Here is a 25,512-nt window from a genome sequence, read left to right on the forward strand (position 1 = left end):
TTGTCCGCTCCTATCATACAGCGTAGCTTTATTCATTTGGCTATCCTGCTGACCCTGTCTGTGGTCGTGTCATCCTGTATGGGTCGCCGCTACCTAGAGGATGGAGAAAAACTACTCGTAGATCAAAAACTAGTAGGTGTCAAAAAACTGAATACTGAAGAAATCCAATCGCTCTATGCCAACGAGCCCAATGACAAGATTTTGTTCATCCCATGGTCACCCTATGTAGATCTCTACCAGCTCGGAAAAAAAGCCTACGATTCGAGCAAATATGAACAACGAAAAATCAAGTTCAACAAAAAGTATCAGCAAAAAATAGAGAAGGCTATTCGCAAGGAGAAAAAGAAGAAAGAAAAAAGACTGCGCGAGAAACTAAGCAAGAAGATCGCCAAGCAAAACCGAAATATCACAGAGGGAAATCAAGCCATGAGACTGGGCGAACCACTCGCTATTTATGATTCTACCCTTGAGGAAGAAACCGTGTACAAAATCAGGCAATACCTGCATTCCAAGGGCTACTTCAATGCAGAAGTCAGACACGAGAAAGAAGAAACTTTTAAGCTCGTCACCGCGACCTACATCATCGAACGCCACCCCCCCTACATTATTGACTCTATCTACTACCAAGTAGCAGACTCGTTAATCAACGAGCTTTTGGCGGATCAAATCTCAGAATCTACCATCGTCAAAGGAGAAAACTACGAACAAAACAACATCACCAATGAGCGCGAACGCATCAATGAAATCATGCTCAACAATGGATACTACGATTTCAGCAGACAATACATCCGCTTCAAAGTAGACTCATCTAGTCTAGGAGACAAAAAGGTAATCGTCGGTGTACACGTCGACAATCCAACGGATCAAACACATCACAAAGTTTTTAGATTAGATTCCATCATCTTCAATACTGATGCGGACATCACTGGCATATCCTCCCCCAGGCAGTACAATGAATACAAAGGGGTAACCTACCAGTTTTACAAGCGCCGGTATCACGAAAAAATTCTCGACTGGAGACATTTCCTATATCCAGACAGTGTCTATAGCAAAGCCAACACCATTGAGACTCAAAAGCAGCTATCCAACCTAGATATATTCAAATTCATCAACATCAACTATGACACCACGGGAGGACAGTTCATCGCCAACATATTTACCAGCCCACTCAAAAAATATCAAACCTCCACTGAGACAGGCCTCAGCGTAAGCCAGGGGCTACCAGGACCGTTCATCAATGCATCCATCAAGAATCGAAATACTTTCAAGGGTCTCGAAACAACCGAACTAAGTGGACGAGTAGGTTTCGAAGGGTTGACGGGTGCGACAGAAACAGACAAGCCTTATTCGAGTTTGGACTATGGCGCGAACCTGACACTGACCTTTCCACAGTTTATCATCCCAGTCGGAGGCAACATCAAATCCCAGCTCGGGCGATACAACCCCAAAACCAGACTCGCCTTTGGCCTCAATTACAACTCTAGGATCGAGTATCTGCGAACCAACATCACAGCCGCCTGGGCCTACACTTGGCAGAACTACGAGAAGCGTCGCAGCTATGTACTCAACCTCTCTGAGGTCAACTTCATAGATTCAAACCTAACCAATGAATACCGCGAATTCCTAGAAGATCTCGAAGCGCAGGGCAACAATCTGATTAAATCATTCGAACCCTCTTTTGTCAGTAGTACATCCTTTACCGCTACCTATAACATCAACGAGTACGGCAATAAAAAAAGCACCTCATCCTATCTCAGGTACAAAGTCGAAACAGGCGGAAATATCATTCAGTCCTTTGACAAACTAAGTCTAAGAAGTGACGTAGAATTCTTCAAGTTCGCCAAGATCAATGTCGATTTTCGTCGGACATACCCCCTTAATTCAAAAATCACGCTAGCCTACCGCATCAATACTGGCGTAGCACTCCCTTATGGAGATAACCAAACGCTCCCTTATGAAAAGTTCTACTTCGCTGGAGGTAGCAATAGCGTACGTGCATGGGAACCGCGACGACTCGGCCCTGGCTCTTACCTGCCCGTAGACAGCCTAGGCGTCTACAACAACAACATCGAACAAACTGGCGAAGTATTGCTAGAAGGAAGTGTCGAGTTTAGACATCAACTATTCGGTCCGATACATGGCGCAATGTTCATAGACATGGGCAACATCTGGACCATTAGAGAAGACTCTAGTAGGCCAGGTGCCAATTTCGAGGCAAATGACTTCATCAAGGAAATCGCCGTAGGAGCAGGATATGGGGTCAGGGTAGACTTCTCTTTCTTGATTCTCAGACTAGATGCCGCATGGAAACTGATAGAACCAGGCAGATACAGCCAGACGGACTCCTACGAGGGACAAACATTTGATCTACCAGACGTACCAGGATACCAACGACTCGTCTGGAATCTAGGGATAGGCTACCCATTTTAAATATTAAAAACATGAATAAAGAAACGATAGAAAACTGGTTCAAAGAACTGCAAGATCAAATCTGTACCGCCATATCGACAACCGATGGCAAGGCCCAGTTCGAAGAGGATATCTGGACACGCCCCGAAGGTGGTGGTGGACGTACCCGCATCATCCGAAATGGACACATCATCGAAAAAGGTGGCGTCAACTTCTCTGCAGTCAGTGGCCCCACACCAGACAAAATCCTCAAAGCCCTTAACATCGAAGCGTCAGACTTCTATGCCACAGGCGTCTCTATCGTCATGCACCCCCAGTCCCCCATGGTACCCATCATCCACATGAACGTCCGCTACTTCGAGATGAGCAATGGCATCAGCTGGTTTGGCGGAGGGATAGACCTTACTCCACACTACGTCGACCGTGCAGATGCTGTCCACTTTCACCAGCAGCTCAAAGACATCTGTGACCAGCATCACCCCGACTACCATGCACAATTCAAGACGTGGGCAGACGACTACTTCTACATCAAACACCGAAAAGAGACACGTGGGATCGGTGGTATATTCTTCGATAGACTCAGTGCCACGGACGACATCTCTATGGAGGATAGATGGGCATTTGTCCAATCTGTGGGAAACACCTTTGCTCCGCTATACACACATTTCATGACGAAGAATCACCCAATGGCATTCGGCGAAAACGAGAAGCAATGGCAACACCTCCGCAGAGGCCGATACGTGGAATTCAATCTCGTCCTAGACAAGGGCACCAAATTTGGTCTTGATACCGACGGGCGTACCGAATCCATACTCATGAGCCTCCCTCCTCAAGCCAACTGGGAATACAATTTTGAAGTACAACCCAATTCCAAAGAAGAAGAGACTCTCAGTCTACTCAAAAAAGGTATCGATTGGCTATAAAAACCACTTTACAAAAAAAGCGTCAAGGTTGCCCTTGACGCTTTTGATATTGTTAGACGATAGATGAGGCTTAGAGCTCCAATGCGTCGTTCATTTTTCTAACAGCTGCAGCGCTAGCTTCGAATTTGGCTTTTTCATCGTCGTTGAGTTTGAAGTCAATCACTTCTTCCCATCCGTCTTTGCCTACGATCACTGGTACACCGACACAGATGTCGTTTTGTCCATACTCTCCTTCTAGGTATACAGAGGCAGTCATCAGTTTCTTTTGGTCTCTGACGATCGCTTCTACCATCGCAGCACCGGCAGCACCTGGCGCATACCATGCAGACGTACCGAGTAGGCCTGTTAGTGTAGCTCCACCTACCATAGTTGCTTTCGCTACTTCTTCTAGTTTCTCTTCAGAAAGGTAGTTAGATACTGGCGTAGAGTTGTATGTCGCGAGTCTCGTCAATGGGATCATAGTCGTGTCACCATGTCCACCGATCACTACACCTTGAATATCGTTAGGGTTGCATTCTAGTGCTTCAGATAGCCTGTATCTGAATCTTGCGCTATCGAGCATACCTCCCATTCCGATTACTCTATTTTTCGGTAGGCCACTTGATTTAGCAGATAGATACGTCATAGTATCCATAGGATTAGAGATTACGATGAGGATCGCATCAGGAGAATGCTTGATAAGGTTCTCAGTTACCGTTTTGACGATACCCGCATTGGTACCGATCAATTCTTCACGAGTCATACCTGGCTTTCTTGGGATACCAGATGTGATCACGACTACTTTAGATCCAGCAGTTTTGCTGTAGTCTCCAGTAGTACCCGTTACTTTGGTGTTAAATCCATTCAAAGTTGCGCATTGGTTCAAGTCCATTGCTTTCCCTTCCGCAAATCCTTCTTTGATGTCAAGAAGTACTACTTCGTCAGCCAATTCTTTCATGGCACAGTATTCAGCTACGCTAGCACCTACGTTACCAGCTCCTACTACGGTTACTTTCATTTTGATATTGATTTAAATATTTCTGTATGTATTTTGATGCCCTCACGGCGAAAGTAGTTAAAAAAACATCCTTAGAACAGGGATGAAGGCATTTATGACGAGAATCAGGGATTATTGTCATAGACACTGCTCAATTGGAAAAAACCAAAATTGCTGCGGTACTCTTTGAAGATATTGCTGGTGTATTGATTGTACAATTCGGCCATGGAGGCCATGATTTTCCCTTTGATTTCAGGGTGGTTGATGAGAATTTCAAAGATGTTGATTTGTGGGATCACATACAATTCGGCTTGTTCCGAGGTGACCATAGCATTGTAAATCCTTTTGGTTCCGTCCAGGAAGGTGTTGTCCCCGAAGGAGTGCCCCATAGTGATGTTGGATAATTGTTCGAAACCATCCTTGATATCTATCGATAGGGAGACTCTGCCGTCCTTGATGATGTAGAGTGCATGACTCGGATCTCCACTAAAGAATACTACCTCATTCTGTTTGTACTTTCTCAGGTACATATAGGGAATGAATAAGGCGAGTTCATCATTGGTTAGCTTTTCGAACTGTTTGATTTGGGAAAGAAAATTGAAGTATTCTTGTTCCTCGGCATTGTACCTTTTCTTGAAGGGATTAAACATTTCTATCTTGTTTTATGATGAGTACACGTTGGGTAGTGTCCGTGATTTTGTATCGGTTATCTATTCGTTGGCCAGCGATCCAGATGATCTCTTTATCGGATTCAAATAGCAGTATTCTACTTTTCAAGTTTACTGGAATTTTCTCATCAATCATAAAATCACTTACCTTTTTTTGAGCTGTCATCCCGAGTGGAATAAAGCGGTCTCCCTGCTCCCAATTCCTGATTTTAATCGGAAACGCGAGTAAGTCTGCATCCAAAAAAGCATAGTCAGATGAGCGTATAATCTCGACTGGCATGGATTCCTGACTGATACCAAAGTACTGCCCCTGAACCGTGATTTCAGTCATGTCTTCAGTCAAAGCCGCTTCGTCAGTGGGACTATCTAGAGGTGTGATCACCAGTTGGTCTCTGTCCACGACGAGTACAGATTCGTCAGACGAAAAGCGTTTGCCAGGGATGCTACTACGCAACGCGACGATAATAGCTTTGCACTGCTCTATGTTGAACCCGTAGGGACGTAGGATATCTTCTAGGATGACCAATCCTCCATTTTTGACATCCATCCAGCTCATGTCAAGTTTTTGTGCGCCGTTTTTCATGGACGAAAACTGCTTAAGGACCGACTTAGTTCTCGACTTGAGGAGCGCTTCTAATGACTCGAAGCGCTCTTGGTTTTGCATGTAAGTCTTCTCTAGTGAAGGATTAATCTTTCGCAATTCCGGGATGACCACATTTCGAATTCTATTTCGATGGTATTTATTGCTGGCGTTAGAACTGTCCTCCCTCCAGGTGAGAGCATGTGCTTCGGCGTACTTATGAATTTTCTTCTTGGTGGCAAAACTAAGTGGACGGATCGTTTGTCCGTTTTTCTTTTGGATTCCCCGCAGCCCAGCGATGCTGGTTCCTTTGGTGAAATTAAAAAGGCTGGTTTCGATCAAGTCATTGGCATGATGGGCAGTGAGGAGGTAGTCCATTTGATGCTCCGACATCAGCGTATCGAACCAAGCATAACGCAGGTCTCTTGCCGCCATCTGGATGGACACCTTGTTGGTTTGTGCGTAGGCTTCTGTTTCGAAATGCTGCGTGTAAAAAGGCACATCCATCGAGCCACTAAGTGCTCGAACGAATTGCTCATCCTGATCTGAATCTTTACCTCTGAGTCCGAAATTGCAGTGCGCGACCGAAAACTGATACCCCAGCTGATGTAGGAGATGACAGAGGACGACAGAGTCTATTCCTCCACTGACAGCTACGAGCAGTCGGCTTTCTTTGCCGAACAGCCCGTGAGACTGAATATATGCCTCGAATTTTTCTGATAGATTTGTCACCGTTGTTATTTTAGATCAAACTTAGGTTTTTTTCGTTATTGATACGAATTAGCTTTGTGCTCTACACACATTAAATATGCGTCGAATAAAATTTCTATTGATAGTCCTTAGTGTCCTGATCGGGGCTCATCAAATGCAAGCCCAGCGCAAGAGCAAAATTAGATACAAGGCGCAAAAACTAACCAATGCACAAGAGAAAGGAGAGAAATACAAAAAGCTGATTGGCAAAGTAGTATTTACTCAGAACGAAACGATAGTCTATTGTGATTCTGCCTACTTTTTCAAGGATGAAAACATCATGGAGGCTTATGGTCGTGTACGCATCAAGGATGGAGACTCGGTGACGATCACTGCGCGAAAGTTGATCTACGAGGGAGATACAGAAATGGCGCTACTAAGAGAAGATGTGGTCTACCGTAGAGGGAAGAAACGGATGTACACCGACTTTCTAGACTACCACATGACAACCGAGGTAGCTGAATTCAAAAACGATGGAAAACTAGTCGACGAACACAATACGCTCACAAGTAGCTATGGGATCTACTACTCCAAAACCGAGAAAGCCTACTTCTACAATGACGTACTACTCGTGTCTCCAGATTTTAATCTCAGAACAGATAGTCTGGAATACTCTTCCTATACTAAAGTGGCTATATCGACAGGTCCTACCTATATAGACGATCGAGAAGGAACGACTGTAGACTCCAAAGGAGGCACCTACCGTACACTACGAGAACAGACTACCTTTGCCAAGGGAACCATCGAGACCCGAAACTACATCTTGGTGGGGGATGATATATTCATTGATGAGTTCAAGAAGTTCTATACCGCTAAAGGGAACGTCGTGATGACCTCTAAGAAGGACGATATCGTGATCTTCGGGGATGAGGCTCTCTATGACAAGGAGCAGGGCATCAGTAAGGTGTATGGCAAACCCGTGATGAAAAAAATCATGAAGGATCAGGACACTTTGTTTATGTCCGCAGACACCTTGGTTGCCATAGAAAATGTCGATAAAGACAAGGAGCGTGTACTAGGCTACTATGACATTCTGATCTACCAAGACGCGCTCCAAGGCAAATGTGACTCTATTGCTTATTTTCTATCTGACTCGACAATACACATGTACAGAGATCCGATTCTCTGGAATGAGAATAGCCAAATGGAAGCTGACTCAATAGATTTAATTTTCAAGAATGATTTGATCTATCAGATGAACTTGAGACGTCAAGCTTTTTTATCATCCCTAGACACAATGGGACAGCACAATCAGATCAAGGGACGCGAGATGATTGGGCGCTTCGATACGTTAGGGCATATCTCGACGATGGATGTCAACGGTAACGGGGAGAGCCACTACTTTGTCCTAGAGGGCGACAGTTTATTTATTGGGATGAACAAAATCTTCTGCAGCCGGATGAAGATCAACTTCGAGGAGAATAATATGCGAAATATTACTTTCTACAACCAGCCCGAAGCGCAGTTCATACCTCCACTGGAATTGGTTGTTTCCCAGCATTTCTTGGATGGTTTCAGTTGGCGTGTCAACGAAAAGCCTTCGAAAAACGATGTGCTAACGCGAACGATTAAGGATGCTTCCACCCCAGAGCCTGAGAAATCCAGCCTAAAGGATAGTGCCAAAGCAATCAATGACGAAATCAATAAACGCGTGAGCCCAGAACAAAAGAAGGAATTTCAAGACAAGGCTTTGCAACGAAAGCCGAGATAAACGCATTGTTCATAGTAAGTTGGGTTTGCGTCCCGACAAATTAATTGAGGATATTATTTTAAAGCATACTATATTTGCAGGCTTATGCGAAAAACAAGTGTTTTTGGAGTTTTTGGAGTGTTTTTAGGCTTGATTTTGGCTACTTCGTGTAGCGAATTTCGTATGCTTCAAAAAAGTACAGATTGGCAAGGGAAGTATCAGGCGGCTCTCGCATACTATGAAGAAGGCGAGTATTACAAAGCCAGCGTCCTTTTAGATCAGGTTTTGCCGATCATCAAAGGAACTGTGGATGGAGAGAAGGCGAGTTTTTATAGAGCTTACGCCTATTATCATCAGGAGCAGTATATCCTGAGTGCTAGTTATTTTGGAGAGTTTGCTAGAGTCTACTCTAGGAGTGACTGGGCGGTAGAGTCTGCTTATATGGAAGCTTACTCGCTGTATCTACAGTCTCCAGATTACAATTTGGATCAGACGAGCACCTACAAAGCCATAGATGCATTTCAGATTTTCTTGAATCGAAATCCTTACACGGACTATACCGACAAGGCAAACGAGATGATCAATGAGATGCAGCAGAAGTTGGAAAAAAAGGCATTTGAGAATGCCAAACAATACCACAAACTGGAGCGTTGGGAGGCTGCACGAGTAGCCTTTGAGACTTTTGAAAAAGATTTTCCAGACTCAAAACTCAATGAGGATGTGATGTTTTTGGCCATAGATTCGGAGTATAGCTATGCCAAACAAAGTATCCGCGCAAAGCAGAAAGAAAGATTTGGAAAAACCATCGAACTCTATCAAGAGTTAGTAGATGAGTATCCTAACAGTAAGTTTATAAAGCAAGCAGAAAAGTATTATATCGATTCTGTGGAACAAATTGATAAATTATCAAATAGATCATAATATTATGGCAATTAATCCTTCAATAGAGACAAGAAATGTCGCTCAATTATCTGAAGATACAGGTAACGTATACAAGTCAATAGCGATTATCTCTAAAAGAGCAAGACAGATATCTGCGAATGTCAAAGAAGAGTTGAGCGGTAAACTGGCAGAGTTCGCTTCGACTGTTGACAACTTGGAAGAAATCTTCGAAAACAGAGAGCAAATAGAAATCTCTAAGTTCTACGAAAGAATGCCAAAGCCAAGTAAAGTAGCTATCGAAGAATTCATAGAGAAGAAGATTTTGGCTAGAGATGCCGAAGTTGAAGAAGGCGGAATCAACGTATAATACTCCCTCATGGAGGGGAAAAAGATACTTTTAGGTGTATGCGGCAGTATTGCCGCATACAAATCTGCACTACTGGTACGTCTACTCGTCAAAGCAGGTGCTGAAGTGAAAGTCATTATGACTAACTCTGCACGATCTTTTATCACTCCCCTCTCACTATCTACACTTTCCAAAAACCCTGTTGCTAACCAGTTTGTCAAAAATGATGCTGGGGAATGGGAAAACCATGTCGAACTAGGGCTGTGGGCTGATCTCATGATCGTTGCACCCGCTAGTGCGCATAGTTTGGCCAAATTCGCACTGGGATTGTGTGACAACCTACTCTGTGCTACTTACCTCTCAGCTAGATGTCCTGTAATGATGGCGCCTGCCATGGATCTAGACATGTACCAGCACCCATCCACTCAGACTAATCTGAAGACACTTCAGGCGCATGGCGTGAGACTCATCGATGCGACACATGGCGAACTGGCCAGTGGACTCGTTGGGACTGGACGCATGGCAGAGCCAGAAGACATCATGGTAGAGATTCAGCAGTTTTTTACTAAGTCCAGTAGGTTTGAAGGCAAACGGGTGATTGTCACAGCAGGCCCAACTTATGAATCAATAGACCCAGTTAGATTCATTGGGAATCATTCCTCCGGAAAGATGGGGTTAGCGATTGCGCATGCGTTGGCTAACGAAGGTGCTGTTGTCCGTTTGGTCGCAGGACCAGGCGATTATGTTATTCATTCAGATCGTGTACAATTGACCAAAGTGCAGTCTGCAGATGATATGTATGCGGAGGTAGAGAGACAATATACGGATACAGATATCGCTGTTTTTGCGGCAGCTGTGGCAGATTACAAACCAGCCGAAGTGGCGGATCAAAAAATAAAAAAGACTGGAGAGTCTATGACCATCACATTGGTCAAGAACAAAGATATAGCGGCCGAAATGGGACAGCGTAAAAAGGCTGGTCAACTTAATATTGGTTTTGCTCTAGAGACTGAGAATGAAGAAACGCATGCGAAACAAAAGCTAGAGAAGAAGAATTTTGACCTCATCGTACTCAATTCTCTCAATGACAAAGGAGCTGGTTTTTCCCACAACACCAACAAAATTACTATCTTCAACCGAGAAGGACAGTCCATGGCTTATGACATAAAGTCAAAGCAGGAAGTGGCTGTGGACATCATAAATGCAATATATGATTTGGTATAGATTAATCTTGGTAGTCTTCACAACGGGCTTTATGCTTTCGAGTAGTAGCGCTCAGGAACTAGACTGTAGAGTGGTGATCAATGCCAAGCAGCTACAAACCACTGAACGTCGTGTATTTGAGGAGATGGAGACCGAGTTCTCTCGTTTTATCAATGACCGCAAGTGGTTGGACGGAGAATTTCAAACCTACGAGAAGATCAAATGTGCCATCATGATCAACATGGAGAGTCAGCCTGATGTAGCGAACTTCAAAGCCAGTGTTCAGATCATCTCCGCCCGCCCCGTATATGGCACCAGCTACGAAACGTCGATGATCAATTTTGCCGATCGCAATTTTGATTTTGAATACACCGAGTCCCAGCCGCTCAACTACAGCGAAAACTCATTTTCCTCTAACATCACTTCTATGCTGGCTTACTATGCCTATATGATTTTGGCCTATGACTATGACTCCTTTCAGAAGTTCGGGGGTGACGCTTTGTTTGAGAAGTCATGGCAGGTGGTCAGTACCGCACAGCAAAGTGGCTATGGAGGATGGGATCAGTTCGATAATCTTCGAAACAGATACTGGTGGTCGGAGAACTCCATTGATCAAGTGATGAAACCTTTTAGAGAGGCGATGTACCAGTACCACAGAGAAGGATTAGATATCATGAGCGAAAAGCCCGAGGAAGCCAGAACCAACATACTCGAAGCGCTCAAGAAAATACAAGAAGTCAATCGATCCAAGCCACGTTCCATCATGATGATCACCTTCATGGATACAAAAATGGACGAATTGATCAGCATCTTTTCGGAGGGCGATATGAATACCCGCAGAGAGGCCTATGAAATCCTTAAGACAATTGATCCCGCTCGGACTGACGAATTCAAAGAGATTTTGACCAACTAGAGTCAATTATTTTTAAATTCGCTCTTTCATTATTGTCGTACGCTTCAGCAAGATACCACCATGATTTCTAATCTTTCCATCAGTAATTATGCCCTCATTCGTGAGCTAAATATAGCGCCACATAGTGGCCTAAATATGATTACTGGAGAAACAGGTGCTGGTAAGTCTATTATGCTGGGCGCAGTAGGCTTGTTGCTCGGCAACAGAGCAGATGTCAAGGCACTATTGGATCAGGAGACGAAGTGTATCGTCGAGGCGGAGTTTGATGTGACCAAACTTAAGTTACAGACGCTTTTTGACGAAATGGATCTGGAGTACGACGATCACACGATTATCCGCCGAGAGATTAGTCCGAAAGGAAAATCCCGTGCTTTTGTCAATGACATGCCTGTGACCCTTGACGTACTGAAGGTTTTGGGGCTCAAACTAATCGATATTCATTCGCAGAATGAAAGTCTACAGTTGGGCAAGAAGGAAGTAAAACTACAGGTGATCGACGATTTTGCGCAGAGTCAACCTCAGCTGGAAAATTACCGAAAGGTATATACCGCCTACAATGAATGTAAGAGTAAACTGGAAAGGCTACAAGAGAAAGCCAAATCAGCCAAACAAGATGCAGACTATAAAACCTATCTATTAGACGAACTGGTCAAAGCCGAACTCCAACCTCAGGAACAGGAAGAATTAGAATCAGAACTCTCCGTACTAGAACATGCAGAGGAGATCAAACTGCAACTAGTTCAAATCCATACTCAATATGACGAATCGGAGATCGCTATCAACGACAGACTCAAAGAAACCGTAAGCGTTCTGCGCAAACTGTCTACCTATAGCACGCAGCTGGGGAGTTTGAGTGAACGGCTGGACTCAGCAGCGACAGAGATCATCGATGTGATCGCTGAGTTGGGTCAAGTCCAAGAGTCGGTAGAGCATAACCCTGAGCGGATGTCAGCGGCGCAGGAACGGCTCAATTTGATTTTCCAACTCCAACAAAAACATCAAGTCAATACCGTACAAGGTCTATTGGACATTCAGGCCAGCCTAGAAGAGGAAGCATCTGATTCGCTCAACTTGACCGATGAAATCGCTGCATTGGAGAAAGAGCATGAACAGCTCAAGAAGCAACTCATGCAGTCAGCCGAGGTACTCTCTGATAAACGCAGAGGGCAGATCGATGAGTTCTGTATGCAGATCACCACGATGCTCAAAGTCCTCGGGATGCCTGACGGTTTTGTAGAAGTCGCTTACAAGCGTGTCGATCCATGGAAGATGGGGATAGACGAAGTAGAGTTTCTGTTCACTGCCAACAAAGGGATTAGTCCAGAACCACTCGCCAAAGTAGCCTCTGGAGGAGAATTTTCACGGTTGATGTTTTGTGTCAAGTATATACTCGCCAACAAGACCGCTATGCCGACGGTGATTTTTGATGAAATCGATACGGGTGTATCTGGAGAGATCGCAATCAAGCTGGCACAGATGATGAAGAAGATGGCTCGCAATCATCAGTTGATCGCAATCAGTCATCTCCCACAGGTAGCAGCCAAAGGAGACCAACATTATTTCGTCTACAAAGACAACCAATCAGACAAAACACAGAGTGCCATCCGAGAGCTAGACGATCAATCACGGCTAGAGGAGATTGCCAAAATGATAGGAGGAGATAACCCATCGCAGATGGCGATCAATAGTGCACGAGAACTCATTGGCGAAAAATAGAAAAGCAAAGTCAAAGACTTTGATATCTTTGCCACCAAATAGGAACAAACGAATAATCAATAAAAACATAATCACATGGCTAACAATCTTTTAGAAGGGAAAAGAGGAATCATCTCTGGAGCATTGGACGAAAACTCAATCGCTTGGAAAGTAGCTCTCAAAGCCAAGGAGCAAGGTGCTTCTTTTGTCTTAACCAATGCACCGATTGCATTGAGAATGGGGGCAATCAATAAGCTCGCTGAGCAGTGCAACGCTGAAATCATCCCTGCGGATGCGACATCTGTAGAAGACATTGAGAACCTGTTTTCTAAATCTACTGAGGTACTTGGTGGCAAACTCGATTTTGTACTGCACTCTATCGGGATGAGCCCTAACGTTAGAAAAGGCAAAGACTATGGCGACCTCAACTATGATTGGATGCTAAAGTCTATGGACATCTCTGCGATCTCTTTTCACAAGATGATGGCTGTAGCTGAGAAACAAGATGCAATGAACGAATGGGGATCTATCCTAGCGCTATCGTATATCGCTGCACAGCGTACTTTCCCAGACTACTCGGATATGGCACAGGCCAAGGCCATGCTAGAGTCTATCGCGCGTAGCTACGGTGAGCGTTTTGCTCGTTTGAAGAATGTAAGAGTCAATACAATCTCACAGTCTCCGACGATGACTACTGCGGGTTCTGGTGTTGGTGGATTTGATGTATTCATGGATTATGCAGACAAGATGTCTCCACTAGGCAACGCCTCTGCGGATGCATGCGCAGACTACTGTGTGTCTATGTTCTCTGATCTGACGAGAATGGTGACGATGCAAAACTTGATGCACGATGGTGGATTCTCTTCATCAGGGATCACTGAGCGTCTCGTGGAGCAATTGAAAAAATAATATAGCTAGAAAGAGTCGAGACGAGCATCTCGACTCTTTTTTTGAATTACCCATTTCTATAGCCGATGATAGCTTTCCCTAATGCTAAAATTAACCTAGGTCTCAATATCCTCTCCAAAAGACCCGATGGCTATCACAACATATCTTCTTGTTTTGTCCCTATCAGCTGGTGCGATGCATTAGAGATTGTCCAGGCTGATGCTTTTTCTTTTACTTCGTCAGGGTTGCCTATCCCAGGTGATACGGCAGGCAATCTGGTCGTCAAAGCCTATGAAACGCTCCGTCACGATTTTGATCTCCCGCCTGTACAGATGCACTTGCACAAAGTGATCCCCATGGGCGCAGGTATGGGAGGAGGTTCGGCAGATGGTGCCTACGCACTCCGACTACTCAACGAACTCTTTGATCTCCAGCAGAACTATCAGCAACTAGAACAGTATGCTGCGAGCTTGGGTGCTGATTGTCCGTTTTTCATCCGAAACCAGACACAAATGGTAGGCGGAATAGGTGATGAATTTGAGACCATCGATCTAGATCTGTCGGGATACAAAATGGTAGTTATCTACCCAGAGATACATGTCGATACCGCATCGGCCTTTCGGGCGATTAGACCGCAAAAGCCCACCTACATGCCAGCGGATGTTTTGAAACTGGCGATAGGTGAATGGCGAGATTTGTTGATCAATGATTTTGAACAGCCTGTATTTGCAGCACATCCAGAGTTAACTGCTATCAAACAAGGCTTATATGACCAAGGTGCGCACTATGCCGCCATGTCGGGTAGCGGAAGTTCCGTCTATGGGTTATTTGCTACAGAGGCGACCGTGACTGTGGATTCAAAACACAAAAATCACCACGAACATATTTTTTAACTTGAGTTCGATTAAACCTTGAATACAAATCATCTTCTATATGCTTGATTCAATGTTTTTGAGAATTATACTGTTTGAGCGATAGCGAGTCTATAATTCCCTAGCCTTTCTGCTCCCTTTTTGAGCAATGAAAAAAAGGAAGAGCCTGTCTGACTTGAAGACAAAGCATGATTGATCTATTTCCGACAAGGGTTTAATGAAAGTTAAAATCGAACACATTTTTAGATTCACTGTAGCCTGTCAAGTACTTTTTTTGAGACAAATCAAGAAAGAATACACACACGATGTATCTTAGTGTGTATTTCTAAATAGAAAATAACAAGACAATGAGAATTATCATACTGACCTTTCTAGTTTCTTTTTCCCTACAAGTGATGGGGCAAGAAAAATCCCTAAGTGAGAAGATAGGAAAAGCTACACTCGAGCAAGTGAAGAGTTCCATGGGTATCTATGAAGATGAAGAGCTGTTGTCTTTCGTGATGACCGTGGGTAAGAAACTCGAAGCGCAGATGGGAGACAAAAAGAAATACGATTTCAAATACTATTTGGTGGATACCGAAGACCCAAATGCCTTTGCTACTGCTGGTGGATATGTATTCGTGACCAGAGGACTGCTGGCGATCATTGATACTGAGGACGAATTGGCGGGTGTACTAGGGCACGAGTTTAGTCATGTGCTACTCAATCATAGTGAGAAGAAGCTGGCGAGAAAAATAGTCCCTACCCTACTAGAACTGCCTGGTAATATCGTCGGAGCATTATTTAGTGAGACAGTTGGCGCATTGCTTAACGCACCGATAGAGTTGACCTCTAACACCGTAGGTTCGGCGTTTGACAGAGGACAGGAAAATCAAGCAGACAAGGCTGGACTTGCTTTGGCGGCCAAGGCTGGGTTCGATCCTGAGGCACTTGCTAGTGCCTTGACGAAGTTAGAGTTTTATGTAACCACCCTTTCGGGCAAAAAGAGCAGTTTCAGTCTCTTCGATGATCACCCATTGACAGATAAACGATTGAAAAACCTTAGTGAAGAGTTGTCTGTAATGCCGGATTTTGAGGGAACAGATGAAAGTATCCTGTCAGACTTGGACGGACTGGTAGTGGGGCAAAACCCAAGAAATGGAGTAGTGACGTCTGATAATAAATTTTTGCACCCGGATATGAATTTTGCAATGCAGCTGCCTACCGATTGGAGAACTAAAAACACACCAGAGTCGCTGACCGCTGTGGATCAGATAACTAGAGCTGCTTTGGTTTTGGGTTTTGATGGAAAACACGAAACCCCTAAGGCAGCTTACAAAGACTATGTCAAGGAGCTGAAAGGCAAGAAAGGACTGATGCTAACGGTGGACAAGAAAAAGGATGTCAATGGTTTTGAAGCAGTGGAACTGTTCGTCGAGTCGGGCAAAGATAAAATCGTCATCACATGGATCAAGTTCGGAGAAATGGAAGGCGTACTACAACTGCTGGGCACTGCAAACAAAGAGGCACAGATGGACAGTGTCTTAGCCTCTATCAATTCCTTCAATACGATCACAGATAGCGAAAGAGATCAGGTCGTGACGACTCGTCTGCGATACGAGGCAGCGCCTGATATGACCGTAAGTGAGTATGCAGTACAGAAGAACCTCACGGATCACTTGGTCTTGCTAGAAGTGATCAACAGCACGACAAAGGACGAAAGAGTCAAAGGAGAATTCATCAAGTTCGTCGAAGAAGAGCCTTATAAGCCTTAAATGCAAACTAGGGTGACAGGTAAGAATGATTACTCATTTGTTAAGGTTAGGGATGATGCATATCCCACGGTCACGCCTTTACGTTCTGCTCAAACGTCCGCCATTGGCGGTTTAAGCAGAACGTAAAGGCGTACAGTCGTTGACTCAGTTCTGGTGTTGCGCAAGGCCTACTCTCTCCTTGCGCAAGGTGGATGTCATGGTTGCGCAAGGTCAACTGTCTCCTTGCGCAAGAAGAACCTTCTGGTAGCGCAACCAGACACCCGAACATTTATAACTCTTCTTAAGGTAATCGGAAAGATGAAAAAGGAGAGCCTTCTATCTGCTACCTAGATTCGGGGATTTTTCGTAAATCATGTGATTTCGGGAAGAGACCTTTTTTGATGAGGTGAGGGTGTTTTCTGACTACCGAGTGCTTGTTTCGCGAAATGCGTTTATTTTTTTTAAGACTTAACAGGTTTCAGAAACCTGTCAGGCCTTTTTTAGTAACCCATAGACTATCTTGAACTGCACCCAACCAGCCCCTGTCCCACGCCCAAAGTCATTACAAACACCCTTACAACAACAAAAGGGCAGCATGATGCCGCCCCTTCATTCCTCTATGAGGATTCTACTTTTTCTTTGTTATCTCAGTGCGACTATCTTGTCCTGAATGTGTGAGGTATCTACGGTCGCATCATCTGCTTTCAGTGCATTCATAGATTTGATGTAATGCATCATGGCTTCTCTTTTCAGGTTACACTTGCTGTAGTAGTCGCCCATTACTTCTAGATTATATGGAGCTTCTTTGATAGCTAACGACGCTTCGATCCATGTTTTGGCTTTGGTCATCCCAGCGTCCTTTTTGATCAAATAGTCTGCTTGCTCTGCGAGCAACATCCAATCGTCAGGCGCGCCATTCTCTACCGCGTCTACGGCTTTTTCTATCGCCTTCTCTTTTGTCCCTCCGGCAAAAGATGTAGTGGTGATCATTAGTATTGTTGCAATTACAAGTGAGGAAGTTTTGATTAAATTTTTCATGTCTTTATGATTTTGGTTTTTGATATCTGACTCTATCATGACCAACGACGTGCCAAAACACAAAAACAACTGTATATCAATGTGTTACACAAATATCATAGATAGACCGATCAAAAAACCGAACACAAAACCGTCCCATAACGAACGCATCCGAACACAAAACCCTAGATAAAACTATCCGTAGCAGGCTCCTTACGAGATGGGGTTTGGGTCTACAACGAAAAAGGAGAGTGTAACAATAAATTATTGTTACACTCTCCTTTTTCAAAATCAATATTAGGATTGCTAGAATGTAAAATTCAATCGTCCGAAAAAGTAGGCTCCATCCGATCCCATCTGAACAGAGTCATTAAATCCTCCTTGATCCGTCCATCCATCAAACTGAGGAGTAGGATATTTATTAAGAATATTATTTCCTCCAATGGTAAATTTGATCCCTTCGGTAATATTATACCCTACACTCATATCTACTGTCATTATCGCCTCATAAGTATCTGTTGCAACTGCATAAAGCGCTTCTGCCTCAGTATCTGTTGTCGGAGGCGAGTCTACCCATTGAAAGTCTTGAAGTTGAACTTCACTAAACTGTGTCAAGTTCACGCTAGCTGTTAGCTTTGGGGATGAGTAATTTAAATTTAACCCAAATTTATAATCAGGAGCAGCAGCCTTCAAATAAGCCTGAGAAAAAGGGCCAAAAAAGGTATACTCATTCAAATCGCCATTATGAATTTCCTCTATGGTCAGCTCATTGATATTCCCAATCAAACCTACCTGAAAATTACCTTTAGCACCTAGTTCCATTCTATAAGAGAGAACAATATCTACTCCTTCGGTCTTCGTATCCACTCCATTCGCAAAAAACTGAGCCGCTTCAGCACCTACGTTTAGACTAGACGCGTCGAAATTATCAGTCAAGATAATTCTATCATCCACCGAGATAGAATAAGCATCCACAGTAGCTGTAAAATCGCCCTTTTCATAGGTTATACCTACACTGTAGTTTTGGGCCGTCTCTTGCTTTAACGGCTCGATTCCAAATGCACGAGTCACAGTACTTGTATTAGATGCGAGTAAAGTACGAATCGATGTGCCTGCTACTATGTTGTTAAAAAGTAAATTGTAATGAATCTGGGCTAAAGAAGGAGCTCTGAAGCCTGACGACGCTGACGCTCGTACTGCAAGGCCATCTAGTATTTCATACCGAGCGGCTAGCTTATAGTTAAAGGTTTCTCCAAAATCACTATACTCCTCGAAGCGCAACGCTCCACTCACCGACAAATCTTCGATGATATTCAGTTCTGCATCTACATATATTCCAAAATTAGTACGTCCTTTATCCACTTCATTAGAAGGACTATACCCTGGAAATCCCTGAGATCCCCCTGGCAACTGATCGCCATTGCTATCCACTGCTGGGGTCTGCTCAGCTGGGATAGAAATAAAAGTCCCATTCTGATCGTAAATACCATATGACGCTTGCTCTCCAGCAAAAATCTCAAACTGCTCAGTTCTATACTCTAAACCATAAGCGATATTGAGTCCTGATGCGATATCTTCAAAATACTTTGTAAAATCTATCCCTGTTGTATTCATAGAGAGGCTGTGTCCTCCTGCATCAAATTCAGTAGGAGATGCTGCTCCTAACGAGGCATTGTTTGAATCTTTGATCAAATAATGAAAATTGTTCTTCCCGTAATTATTGAAAAAATCAACTTTCCATCCATTGTCCATATCATAACGAACCCCTGCTGTAGCTGATACGTCAGTAATTACAGAAGTAATTCTCGGCGTAAAACCATTAGGGTACAAACTAGGTACCGAACGATTGTCTCCATCATCAAAACTATCTCTAGAAAACGCATAAGCATCCGTATCTCTATAGTTACGACCACCATAGGCATAAAACTCTATACTGTTTGTAATAGGAACCGCCGTATTGACCATGAAATTAAACCCATCAACACCTGCTGTACCATAGCCTTTCCGCCATTCATAACTTGGTCGGAGCGTTCTATCCTTAGTCAGGTATTCCGTAGTGATATTAGCATACCCACCTTTGTCTCCGATTTTCATCCCATAGTTCAGATCAATCTTCATCGTATTACCATCAAATGATTTCTCCTCTCCATCTAAGCGGTTCTTACCATTAACATTATAAATAAGTGTCTCCCACCCATCTTGGGTATCAAATATCTTTTGCTCATAATCACCTCCTACATTTGTACTGTAAGCACCATAAGTAACTCCACCAGTCACCCCTTCAGTTTGATCTTTCAAGACTATATTAATAACACCTGCAATAGCATCTGATCCATACTGTGCAGAGGCGCCATCTCTCAATATCTCAACCCTCTTAATAGAAGATGCTGGTATAGCGTTCAGGTCTGTACCAGAGTTTCCCCTTCCTCTTGTACCAAAAATATTAACAAGTGATGATTGGTGTCTTCTTTTTCCATTGACCAAAACTAACGTTTGGTCGGGACCTAAACCTCTCAAAGATGCTGGATCCACATGATCTGCACCATCAGACCCTGATTGTTTGGTAGCATTAAAAGATGGGGCTGCATATTGCAGAATTTGATTAATTTCTACACGCCCTGTATTAGCAGACAACTCTGACACATCCAACACATCCACTGGAACAGCAGAATTCAATTCCGAACGATTGGCATTTCTAGATCCCACGACATACACCATCCCGAGCTCTGTCGCATTTTCCTCTAGCGTTATGGTGTATTCTGTTTCCCCTCCTACAACCTCAAAAGTTTCATCTGTATAACCGACAAAACTCACTGTAAATACATCTCCCTCCTTCGCTTGAATAGAGAACTTCCCATCCATATCCGTTACTGTACCCAAGCTCGTTCCTTTGATCACAACAGCAGCACCAAGTACTGCTTCTTTATTTTGGTCTAAAACAGTCCCTACAATCATGCTGCTTTCCTGCGCATGTGAGACAGAAAAAATACTTATGCTCAGAAACAGCAATACTCCAAACCTGAGCAAGGCTCGAACATAGCTACTAATTTGGTTTTCACTGCTTAAAAACAGTCTTTCTGTGATTTTTATTATCATGATTTCCATAGTTGTTTTTGCAAATGAAGAACTTCAAAAACCGCAATAACCGAATACCCATCACTTAAAATCACGCAACACAAATCACCCATGAGAGTGAATAAACCTACAGTCCTATAGCTTTGATCTGGTTATTATTTTTGAAGTATGAACGATCTTAAAAACTATTTCGCCATTCACCAAAGCCTTGGTTAAAACGCAGAAAACGAAGTGTTTTACTCCACAAAAGATAATGAATAAAAACTACAAAATCAGAAAAGCATACCGATACCAAAACTGACTACAAATATTAAAGTACTCAAGGCTAGTTGTTTTAGATACGGATCTAACTCAGTAGCACTTGTCTTGAAAAAAACTGCACGAGCATTAATAACAAATAGCGGTATAGTACCACACCATAAAAATTGAACAGGAGATTGATAATTTATCAATACAAAACACAATGCAGCTAACACACCTCCTAATAAAAGAACCCAATGATAATAGACCGCCCTTTTCCATCCAATCCGCACAGGGATCGACCGCTTACCCGCTTTCTTGTCCGACTCTATATCACGGATATTATTGACATTAAGTACGCCGGTGGCGAACAGTCCGCAACTGATCGCAGGCAAAACAGCCCACGTATCAAAAGACCGAGTATACAGAAAGTACGAACCGAGCACCCCTACCAAGCCAAAAAACAAGAACACCGAAATATCTCCCAAGCCCATGTAGCCATAGGGATTCTTGCCAGAGGTGTAGGTAATCGCCGCATAGATAGACAATAAACCAACGCCCAAAAAGATCGAGACATAGATCAGCTGATCAGCAAAAGCAACATAGAGCAATGCCAGACCCGCGACCAAAGATAGCCCAGCGAATAGCACCATCGCTCGTTTCATCGCTGTGGCGCTAATCGCTCCAGTCTGCACGGCACGCTGTGGTCCCTGTCGGTCTCCACTATCCGCTCCATGTACCGAATCCCCATAGTCATTGGCCAGATTGGACAGGACCTGCAAAAAAACCGTGGTGAGAATAGATAAACCAAAAATATCCCAGGAGAAAGCGTTGGCTTTGACAGCCAAAAAGCCTCCCATGATAATACTAGACAGAGCCAAAGGCAGTGTCCTTAGTCTAAATGCTTCTAACCAATGCTTAATCATCTCTCTGCTATTACATTCTCTCTGGTACGTGGATACCCAGTAGCGACATACCTAATTTAATCAATCGAGCCACCTGTCCAGATAACTGTACTCTAAACGCCACCTGCTCCGCTTCGTCTTCGGTAAAGATGGCCTGTGCTGCATAGAACTTGTTGTATTCCTTGGCTAGATCATAGACATACTGCGCGATCACCGCCGGACTGTACTCGTCAGCGGCGAGCTGTATTTTGTTTTGGCACTCGGAGATCAAATAGATCAGCTCGGCTTCATTAGCAGTGAAAGTGATGTTGTCTGCAACGGCTCCTTCTGCCACTCCCAGTTCCGCCGCACGTCTCAGGATCGCTGAGATACGCGCAAAAGTGTACTGTACGAATGGGCCAGTATTCCCTTGAAACTCTATCGATTCTTTGGGATCAAAAAGCATACGTTTCTTTGGGTCTACTTTGAGTAGAAAATACTTCAACGCTCCCATACCGATCGTGTCGTAGAGTGCCGCAGCCTGCTCATCACTAAAGCCATCGATCTTTCCTAGCTCACGGGTATGATCCTCCGCGATCTGAATCATCTCTCCCATCAGGTCATCCGCATCTACTACAGTTCCTTCTCTTGATTTCATTTTGCCAGATGGCAAATCCACCATCCCGTATGACAAATGAAAACATCCATCCGCCCACGCATAACCAAGCTTCTTTAGGATCAGAAACAGCACCTTGAAGTGATAGTCCTGCTCATTGCCTACGGTGTAGACCAAACGCTCTAGCCCTGGGTATTCTTTGAATCGCTGGATGGCGGTACCGATATCTTGCGTCATATAGACCGCTGTCCCATCGCTACGACGAACGATTTTTTGGTCTAGTCCTTCGTCCGTCAGGTCGATCCATACAGAGCCATCCGCCTTTTCAAAGAAGTGACCAGTAGCTAATCCAGCCTCTACGGCATCCTTGCCTAGCAGATAGGTATCAGACTCATAGTATAGCTGATCAAAATCCACCCCCATCTGCTCATAGGTCTTGTCAAACCCATCGTAGACCCAGCCGTTCATCGTCTCCCAAAGCGCATACACTTCTGGATCTTTGGCCTCCCACTGACGTAGCATCTCTTGCGCTGCGAGTAGCAAAGGCGCTTGCTTCTCTGCCTCCTCTTTGGTTTTGCCTGACTCGACCATCTCAGCTACCTCTGCTTTGTATGCCTTGTCAAACGCCACATAGTACTTACCTACGAGCTTATCACCCTTCAGTCCAGAAGATTCGGGCGTCTCTCCTTCTCCGAACTTTTGCCAGGCGATCATGGATTTACAGATATGTATCCCTCGATCGTTGATGATCTGCACCTTCACTACATTATAACCTAGTGCGTCGTAGATTTTAGCCACCGAGTATCCTAGAAAGATATTTCTCAAGTGCCCAAGGTGAAGAGGCTTGTTGGTATTAGGCGAAGAGTACTCCACCATGACTGACTGCTCTTTTTTCTCTCCCAAACCATAGTGCTCATCCGCCATCGCTTCGTTGAGTACTTGCAACCATGCTTGATCTGCAATTTCGATATTCAAAAAGCCTTTGACTACATTGAAACCTGATACAGTTGGACACTTCTCAGTGAGGTACTCACCAATCTGCTGTGCCGTGTCTTGAGGGCTTTTCTTGGATATTTTCCCATACGGGAAAGTCACAAAAGTATAAGCTCCTGCGAACTCCTTGCGTGTAGGTTGTAAGCCAAGTGTAGATTGCTCTACCTCATGGCTGTATAAGTCTTGTAGCGCAGACTGTAGCGCTTTTTGTATATCTAAAGCAATATTCATAATCTATGATTTCGGAAGGAAGATCTCTGCCATCATGCATCGGGCACTGCCTCCTCCTAATGTTTCTATCGTATTAAGCGAACTATGGATGATCTCCTTGTTGTACGCTAAAATTCTATCTATTTGACTTTGGTCAAGACTGTTGTAGGCTGTAGACGACATGACCATCATCTTTTCCCCTTCTTGGTTCTCGACCTGGAGCATATTCCCTGCGAACTGCCCCACCTGTTCTTCTGTGATTTCGATGATTTCCTTGTCTGACTCCTCCAGTGTTTCGATCACTGCATCTCTGTCCTCCATGTCATCTATAGCGTCTAGACATATCACCGCAAACTCATCTCCCAGACACATCATGACATTGGTATGATAGATGGGAAGCCGCTCGCCATTCACAGATTGATTCGCCACAAAATCGGCGATGCGAAACCCGAACTGTTCTCTGAACGCCAACAACACATCGGAGTTGGTTCGCTCTGAAAGTGCAGCATACGCGATCTTATTTTCTCGATCGAGAATTAAACTCCCCGTACCTTCTAGGTATTTCTCTACATGTTCGAAATCCGTAAGGTGAATCTCCTGTGTGATCTCAAACCCTCTCTCTTCTAGGATATCGAATATCTCTTCGCGGCGCTCCAGTCTTCTGTTCTCTGCAAACATCGGATAAACGCCTATCGTACCGTCATGATGAAACGACACCCAGTTGTTCGGGAAAATCGAATCTGGTGTCTCAGGCTTGAGCGTATCATTCACGACGACCACCTCCACACCTGCAGTTGTCAACTTATCTACGAAATCATCGAACTCCTCCAATGCCTTGGTCTGAATATCTTCTTGTGCTTCTTCTTCTGGTTTGTTTTGATAATAATTATTGACGGCTGTCTCCTCGTTGAACCGGAAGCTCACAGGTCGTATCATCAGTATGCTGGAAGTTGTATTTATTCCCATTAGTAGCTTCTTTTGAGTGGTAAAGTAGAACAACGAAACAATCCTTCCATCTTAGAAATCTCTGTATAAGGCACACGCTCTACTGTAAAACCACGCCGTTCGAGCTCGGTATTCAGCCGATCAAAACCTGCTTCACTCACGATCACTTCTGGTGATATCGAAAACACATTGGAATTCATGTGATACATCTCATCTTGCGTGATCTCAATACAGTTGTCCGCACCGAACTCTGCTACTAACCATTCGTAATCGGATAGATTTTTGAATCCCCCCTTATAGATAATACACTGATCTCGCCCGATAGGCTGAAAACAACAATCCAGATGCAATGCATTGGCCTTGGCATCTGTATCCGATTTTTTCAATTCGAAACCTATCACCTCATAGTTGGAAAAATGCTGCTCCAAAAACTCAAGTCCTGCACGATTGGTTCGACTCACCTTGTAGGCTTGATAGTCCTCCTCCTCCGAATAGCCGACGAATAAGCGACCTTTCCAGGGCATCACATCACCACCTTCCGCATGCGCCCCTTCGGGCATCACTAGGATATCCTCTGGGCTCACCTGATCGATCAGATAGGCTATCCCATCCTTTTCGTGCTCTCTGTCTTCTATAATATTAGGCATAATGAAAGTCTCGTCGATCACCATACCGATATCGCGGGCATACACCTGATTGGTATCAGCTAAGGTCTCGGGACGATATACTTTGACATGGTGTTTTTCCAGCACTGCTTTGAAAGCTTCGTTTTCGCGGATTAAATCTTCTTCTTTTGGGAACGTCCCGTCGATGATATGTTCTCGCGATTTAGGATCGTAGACATGTGCCAGGTCAGGAGTCCCTCCTAAACTCATGGCCGTCCCCAGCACCACAGCTTCTAGTGGTGCAGTTTCGTCCTTAATCATCAATTTTATCATTATTGGTCATTTTTTGGGTCTGCAAATTTAACCGTATTTTATACAAAACATTTCAAAGTCCGAAAA

Annotated in this window: 20 protein-coding genes; 11 read left to right on the plus strand and 9 right to left on the minus strand. The window is 44.1% G+C overall.

What is annotated here, in order from left to right:
- Together tamL and hemF are read left to right on the plus strand one after the other, a co-directional pair.
- Complete coding sequence (gene tamL, locus BUB99_RS05970; protein ID WP_139280907.1) at window positions 1-2,430, plus strand: translocation and assembly module lipoprotein TamL; 2,430 nt, start codon at window positions 1-3, stop codon at window positions 2,428-2,430.
- An 11-nt stretch (window positions 2,431-2,441) separates the two neighbouring features.
- Window positions 2,442-3,332, plus strand: coding sequence for an oxygen-dependent coproporphyrinogen oxidase (hemF, locus tag BUB99_RS05975; protein ID WP_073120356.1), 891 nt, complete (start codon window positions 2,442-2,444; stop codon window positions 3,330-3,332).
- A 70-nt stretch (window positions 3,333-3,402) separates the two neighbouring features.
- On the opposite strand, the gene mdh is transcribed toward hemF, so the two are convergent.
- The 3 genes from mdh to tilS form a co-directional block, all read right to left on the minus strand.
- Window positions 3,403-4,329 (minus strand): malate dehydrogenase, encoded by a 927-nt coding sequence (mdh, locus tag BUB99_RS05980; RefSeq protein WP_073120358.1) that lies wholly within the window; start codon window positions 4,327-4,329, stop codon window positions 3,403-3,405.
- 104 nt (window positions 4,330-4,433) lie between these two features.
- Window positions 4,434-4,958 carry a Crp/Fnr family transcriptional regulator gene (locus BUB99_RS05985; protein WP_073120360.1) on the minus strand — a complete coding sequence of 175 codons (525 nt, stop codon included), beginning with the start codon at window positions 4,956-4,958 and terminating at the stop codon, window positions 4,434-4,436.
- Window positions 4,951-6,288, minus strand: a complete 1,338-nt coding sequence (gene tilS / locus BUB99_RS05990) for a tRNA lysidine(34) synthetase TilS (RefSeq protein WP_084190377.1) — start codon at window positions 6,286-6,288, stop codon at window positions 4,951-4,953. The genes BUB99_RS05985 and tilS overlap by 8 nt, the downstream gene beginning before the upstream one ends.
- Window positions 6,289-6,364: 76 nt before the next feature.
- On the opposite strand from tilS, the gene BUB99_RS05995 reads away from it, so the two are divergent.
- The 9 genes from BUB99_RS05995 (at window position 6,365) to BUB99_RS06035 (ending at window position 16,549) form a co-directional block, all read left to right on the plus strand.
- Window positions 6,365-8,017, plus strand: a complete 1,653-nt coding sequence (locus BUB99_RS05995; RefSeq protein ID WP_084190378.1) for an OstA-like protein — start codon at window positions 6,365-6,367, stop codon at window positions 8,015-8,017.
- Between the two features lie 84 nt (window positions 8,018-8,101).
- On the plus strand, window positions 8,102-8,917 hold the full coding sequence (locus BUB99_RS06000; protein WP_073120375.1) for an outer membrane protein assembly factor BamD: 816 nt from the start codon (window positions 8,102-8,104) through the stop codon (window positions 8,915-8,917).
- A 4-nt stretch (window positions 8,918-8,921) separates the two neighbouring features.
- Window positions 8,922-9,245: a DNA-directed RNA polymerase subunit omega gene (locus BUB99_RS06005; RefSeq protein ID WP_073120379.1), complete on the plus strand. Its 324-nt coding sequence runs from the start codon at window positions 8,922-8,924 to the stop codon at window positions 9,243-9,245.
- Between the two features lie 9 nt (window positions 9,246-9,254).
- Window positions 9,255-10,448 (plus strand): bifunctional phosphopantothenoylcysteine decarboxylase/phosphopantothenate--cysteine ligase CoaBC, encoded by a 1,194-nt coding sequence (coaBC, locus tag BUB99_RS06010; protein WP_073120381.1) that lies wholly within the window; start codon window positions 9,255-9,257, stop codon window positions 10,446-10,448.
- Window positions 10,435-11,340 (plus strand): type IX secretion system protein PorD, encoded by a 906-nt coding sequence (gene porD / locus BUB99_RS06015; RefSeq protein WP_073120645.1) that lies wholly within the window; start codon window positions 10,435-10,437, stop codon window positions 11,338-11,340. The genes coaBC and porD overlap by 14 nt, the downstream gene beginning before the upstream one ends.
- A gap of 60 nt (window positions 11,341-11,400) precedes the next feature.
- Window positions 11,401-13,056 (plus strand): DNA repair protein RecN, encoded by a 1,656-nt coding sequence (gene recN, locus BUB99_RS06020; RefSeq protein WP_073120385.1) that lies wholly within the window; start codon window positions 11,401-11,403, stop codon window positions 13,054-13,056.
- A gap of 75 nt (window positions 13,057-13,131) precedes the next feature.
- On the plus strand, window positions 13,132-13,944 hold the full coding sequence (locus tag BUB99_RS06025; protein WP_073120387.1) for an enoyl-ACP reductase FabI: 813 nt from the start codon (window positions 13,132-13,134) through the stop codon (window positions 13,942-13,944).
- 65 nt (window positions 13,945-14,009) lie between these two features.
- Window positions 14,010-14,816 carry a 4-(cytidine 5'-diphospho)-2-C-methyl-D-erythritol kinase gene (ispE, locus tag BUB99_RS06030; RefSeq protein WP_073120390.1) on the plus strand — a complete coding sequence of 269 codons (807 nt, stop codon included), beginning with the start codon at window positions 14,010-14,012 and terminating at the stop codon, window positions 14,814-14,816.
- Between the two features lie 326 nt (window positions 14,817-15,142).
- A complete protein-coding gene (locus BUB99_RS06035; RefSeq protein ID WP_073120392.1) occupies window positions 15,143-16,549 on the plus strand; it encodes a M48 family metalloprotease in 1,407 nt (468 codons plus the stop codon).
- Between the two features lie 621 nt (window positions 16,550-17,170).
- Here the strand turns inward: BUB99_RS06035 and BUB99_RS06040 are convergent.
- The 6 genes from BUB99_RS06040 to BUB99_RS06065 form a co-directional block, all read right to left on the minus strand.
- Window positions 17,171-17,566 (minus strand): hypothetical protein, encoded by a 396-nt coding sequence (locus BUB99_RS06040; RefSeq protein ID WP_139280908.1) that lies wholly within the window; start codon window positions 17,564-17,566, stop codon window positions 17,171-17,173.
- 285 nt (window positions 17,567-17,851) lie between these two features.
- Window positions 17,852-20,641 (minus strand): TonB-dependent receptor, encoded by a 2,790-nt coding sequence (locus tag BUB99_RS06045; protein WP_084190405.1) that lies wholly within the window; start codon window positions 20,639-20,641, stop codon window positions 17,852-17,854.
- A 251-nt stretch (window positions 20,642-20,892) separates the two neighbouring features.
- A complete protein-coding gene (locus BUB99_RS06050) occupies window positions 20,893-21,786 on the minus strand; it encodes a 1,4-dihydroxy-2-naphthoate polyprenyltransferase (protein WP_073120396.1) in 894 nt (297 codons plus the stop codon).
- A 10-nt stretch (window positions 21,787-21,796) separates the two neighbouring features.
- The gene (gene argS, locus BUB99_RS06055) at window positions 21,797-23,584 is read right to left on the minus strand and encodes an arginine--tRNA ligase (protein WP_139280909.1); all 1,788 of its coding nucleotides are present in this window, start codon (window positions 23,582-23,584) and stop codon (window positions 21,797-21,799) included.
- Window positions 23,585-23,587: 3 nt separating this feature from the next.
- The gene (gene ctlX, locus BUB99_RS06060) at window positions 23,588-24,529 is read right to left on the minus strand and encodes a citrulline utilization hydrolase CtlX (protein WP_221407489.1); all 942 of its coding nucleotides are present in this window, start codon (window positions 24,527-24,529) and stop codon (window positions 23,588-23,590) included.
- Window positions 24,529-25,446 carry a dimethylarginine dimethylaminohydrolase family protein gene (locus BUB99_RS06065; protein WP_073120398.1) on the minus strand — a complete coding sequence of 306 codons (918 nt, stop codon included), beginning with the start codon at window positions 25,444-25,446 and terminating at the stop codon, window positions 24,529-24,531. Before BUB99_RS06065 ends, ctlX begins: the two co-directional genes overlap by 1 nt.
- Between the last annotated feature and the right edge of the window lie 66 nt (window positions 25,447-25,512).

Origin of the sequence: Reichenbachiella agariperforans (genome assembly GCF_900142205.1) — a bacterium.
GTDB lineage: Bacteria > Bacteroidota > Bacteroidia > Cytophagales > Cyclobacteriaceae > Reichenbachiella > Reichenbachiella agariperforans.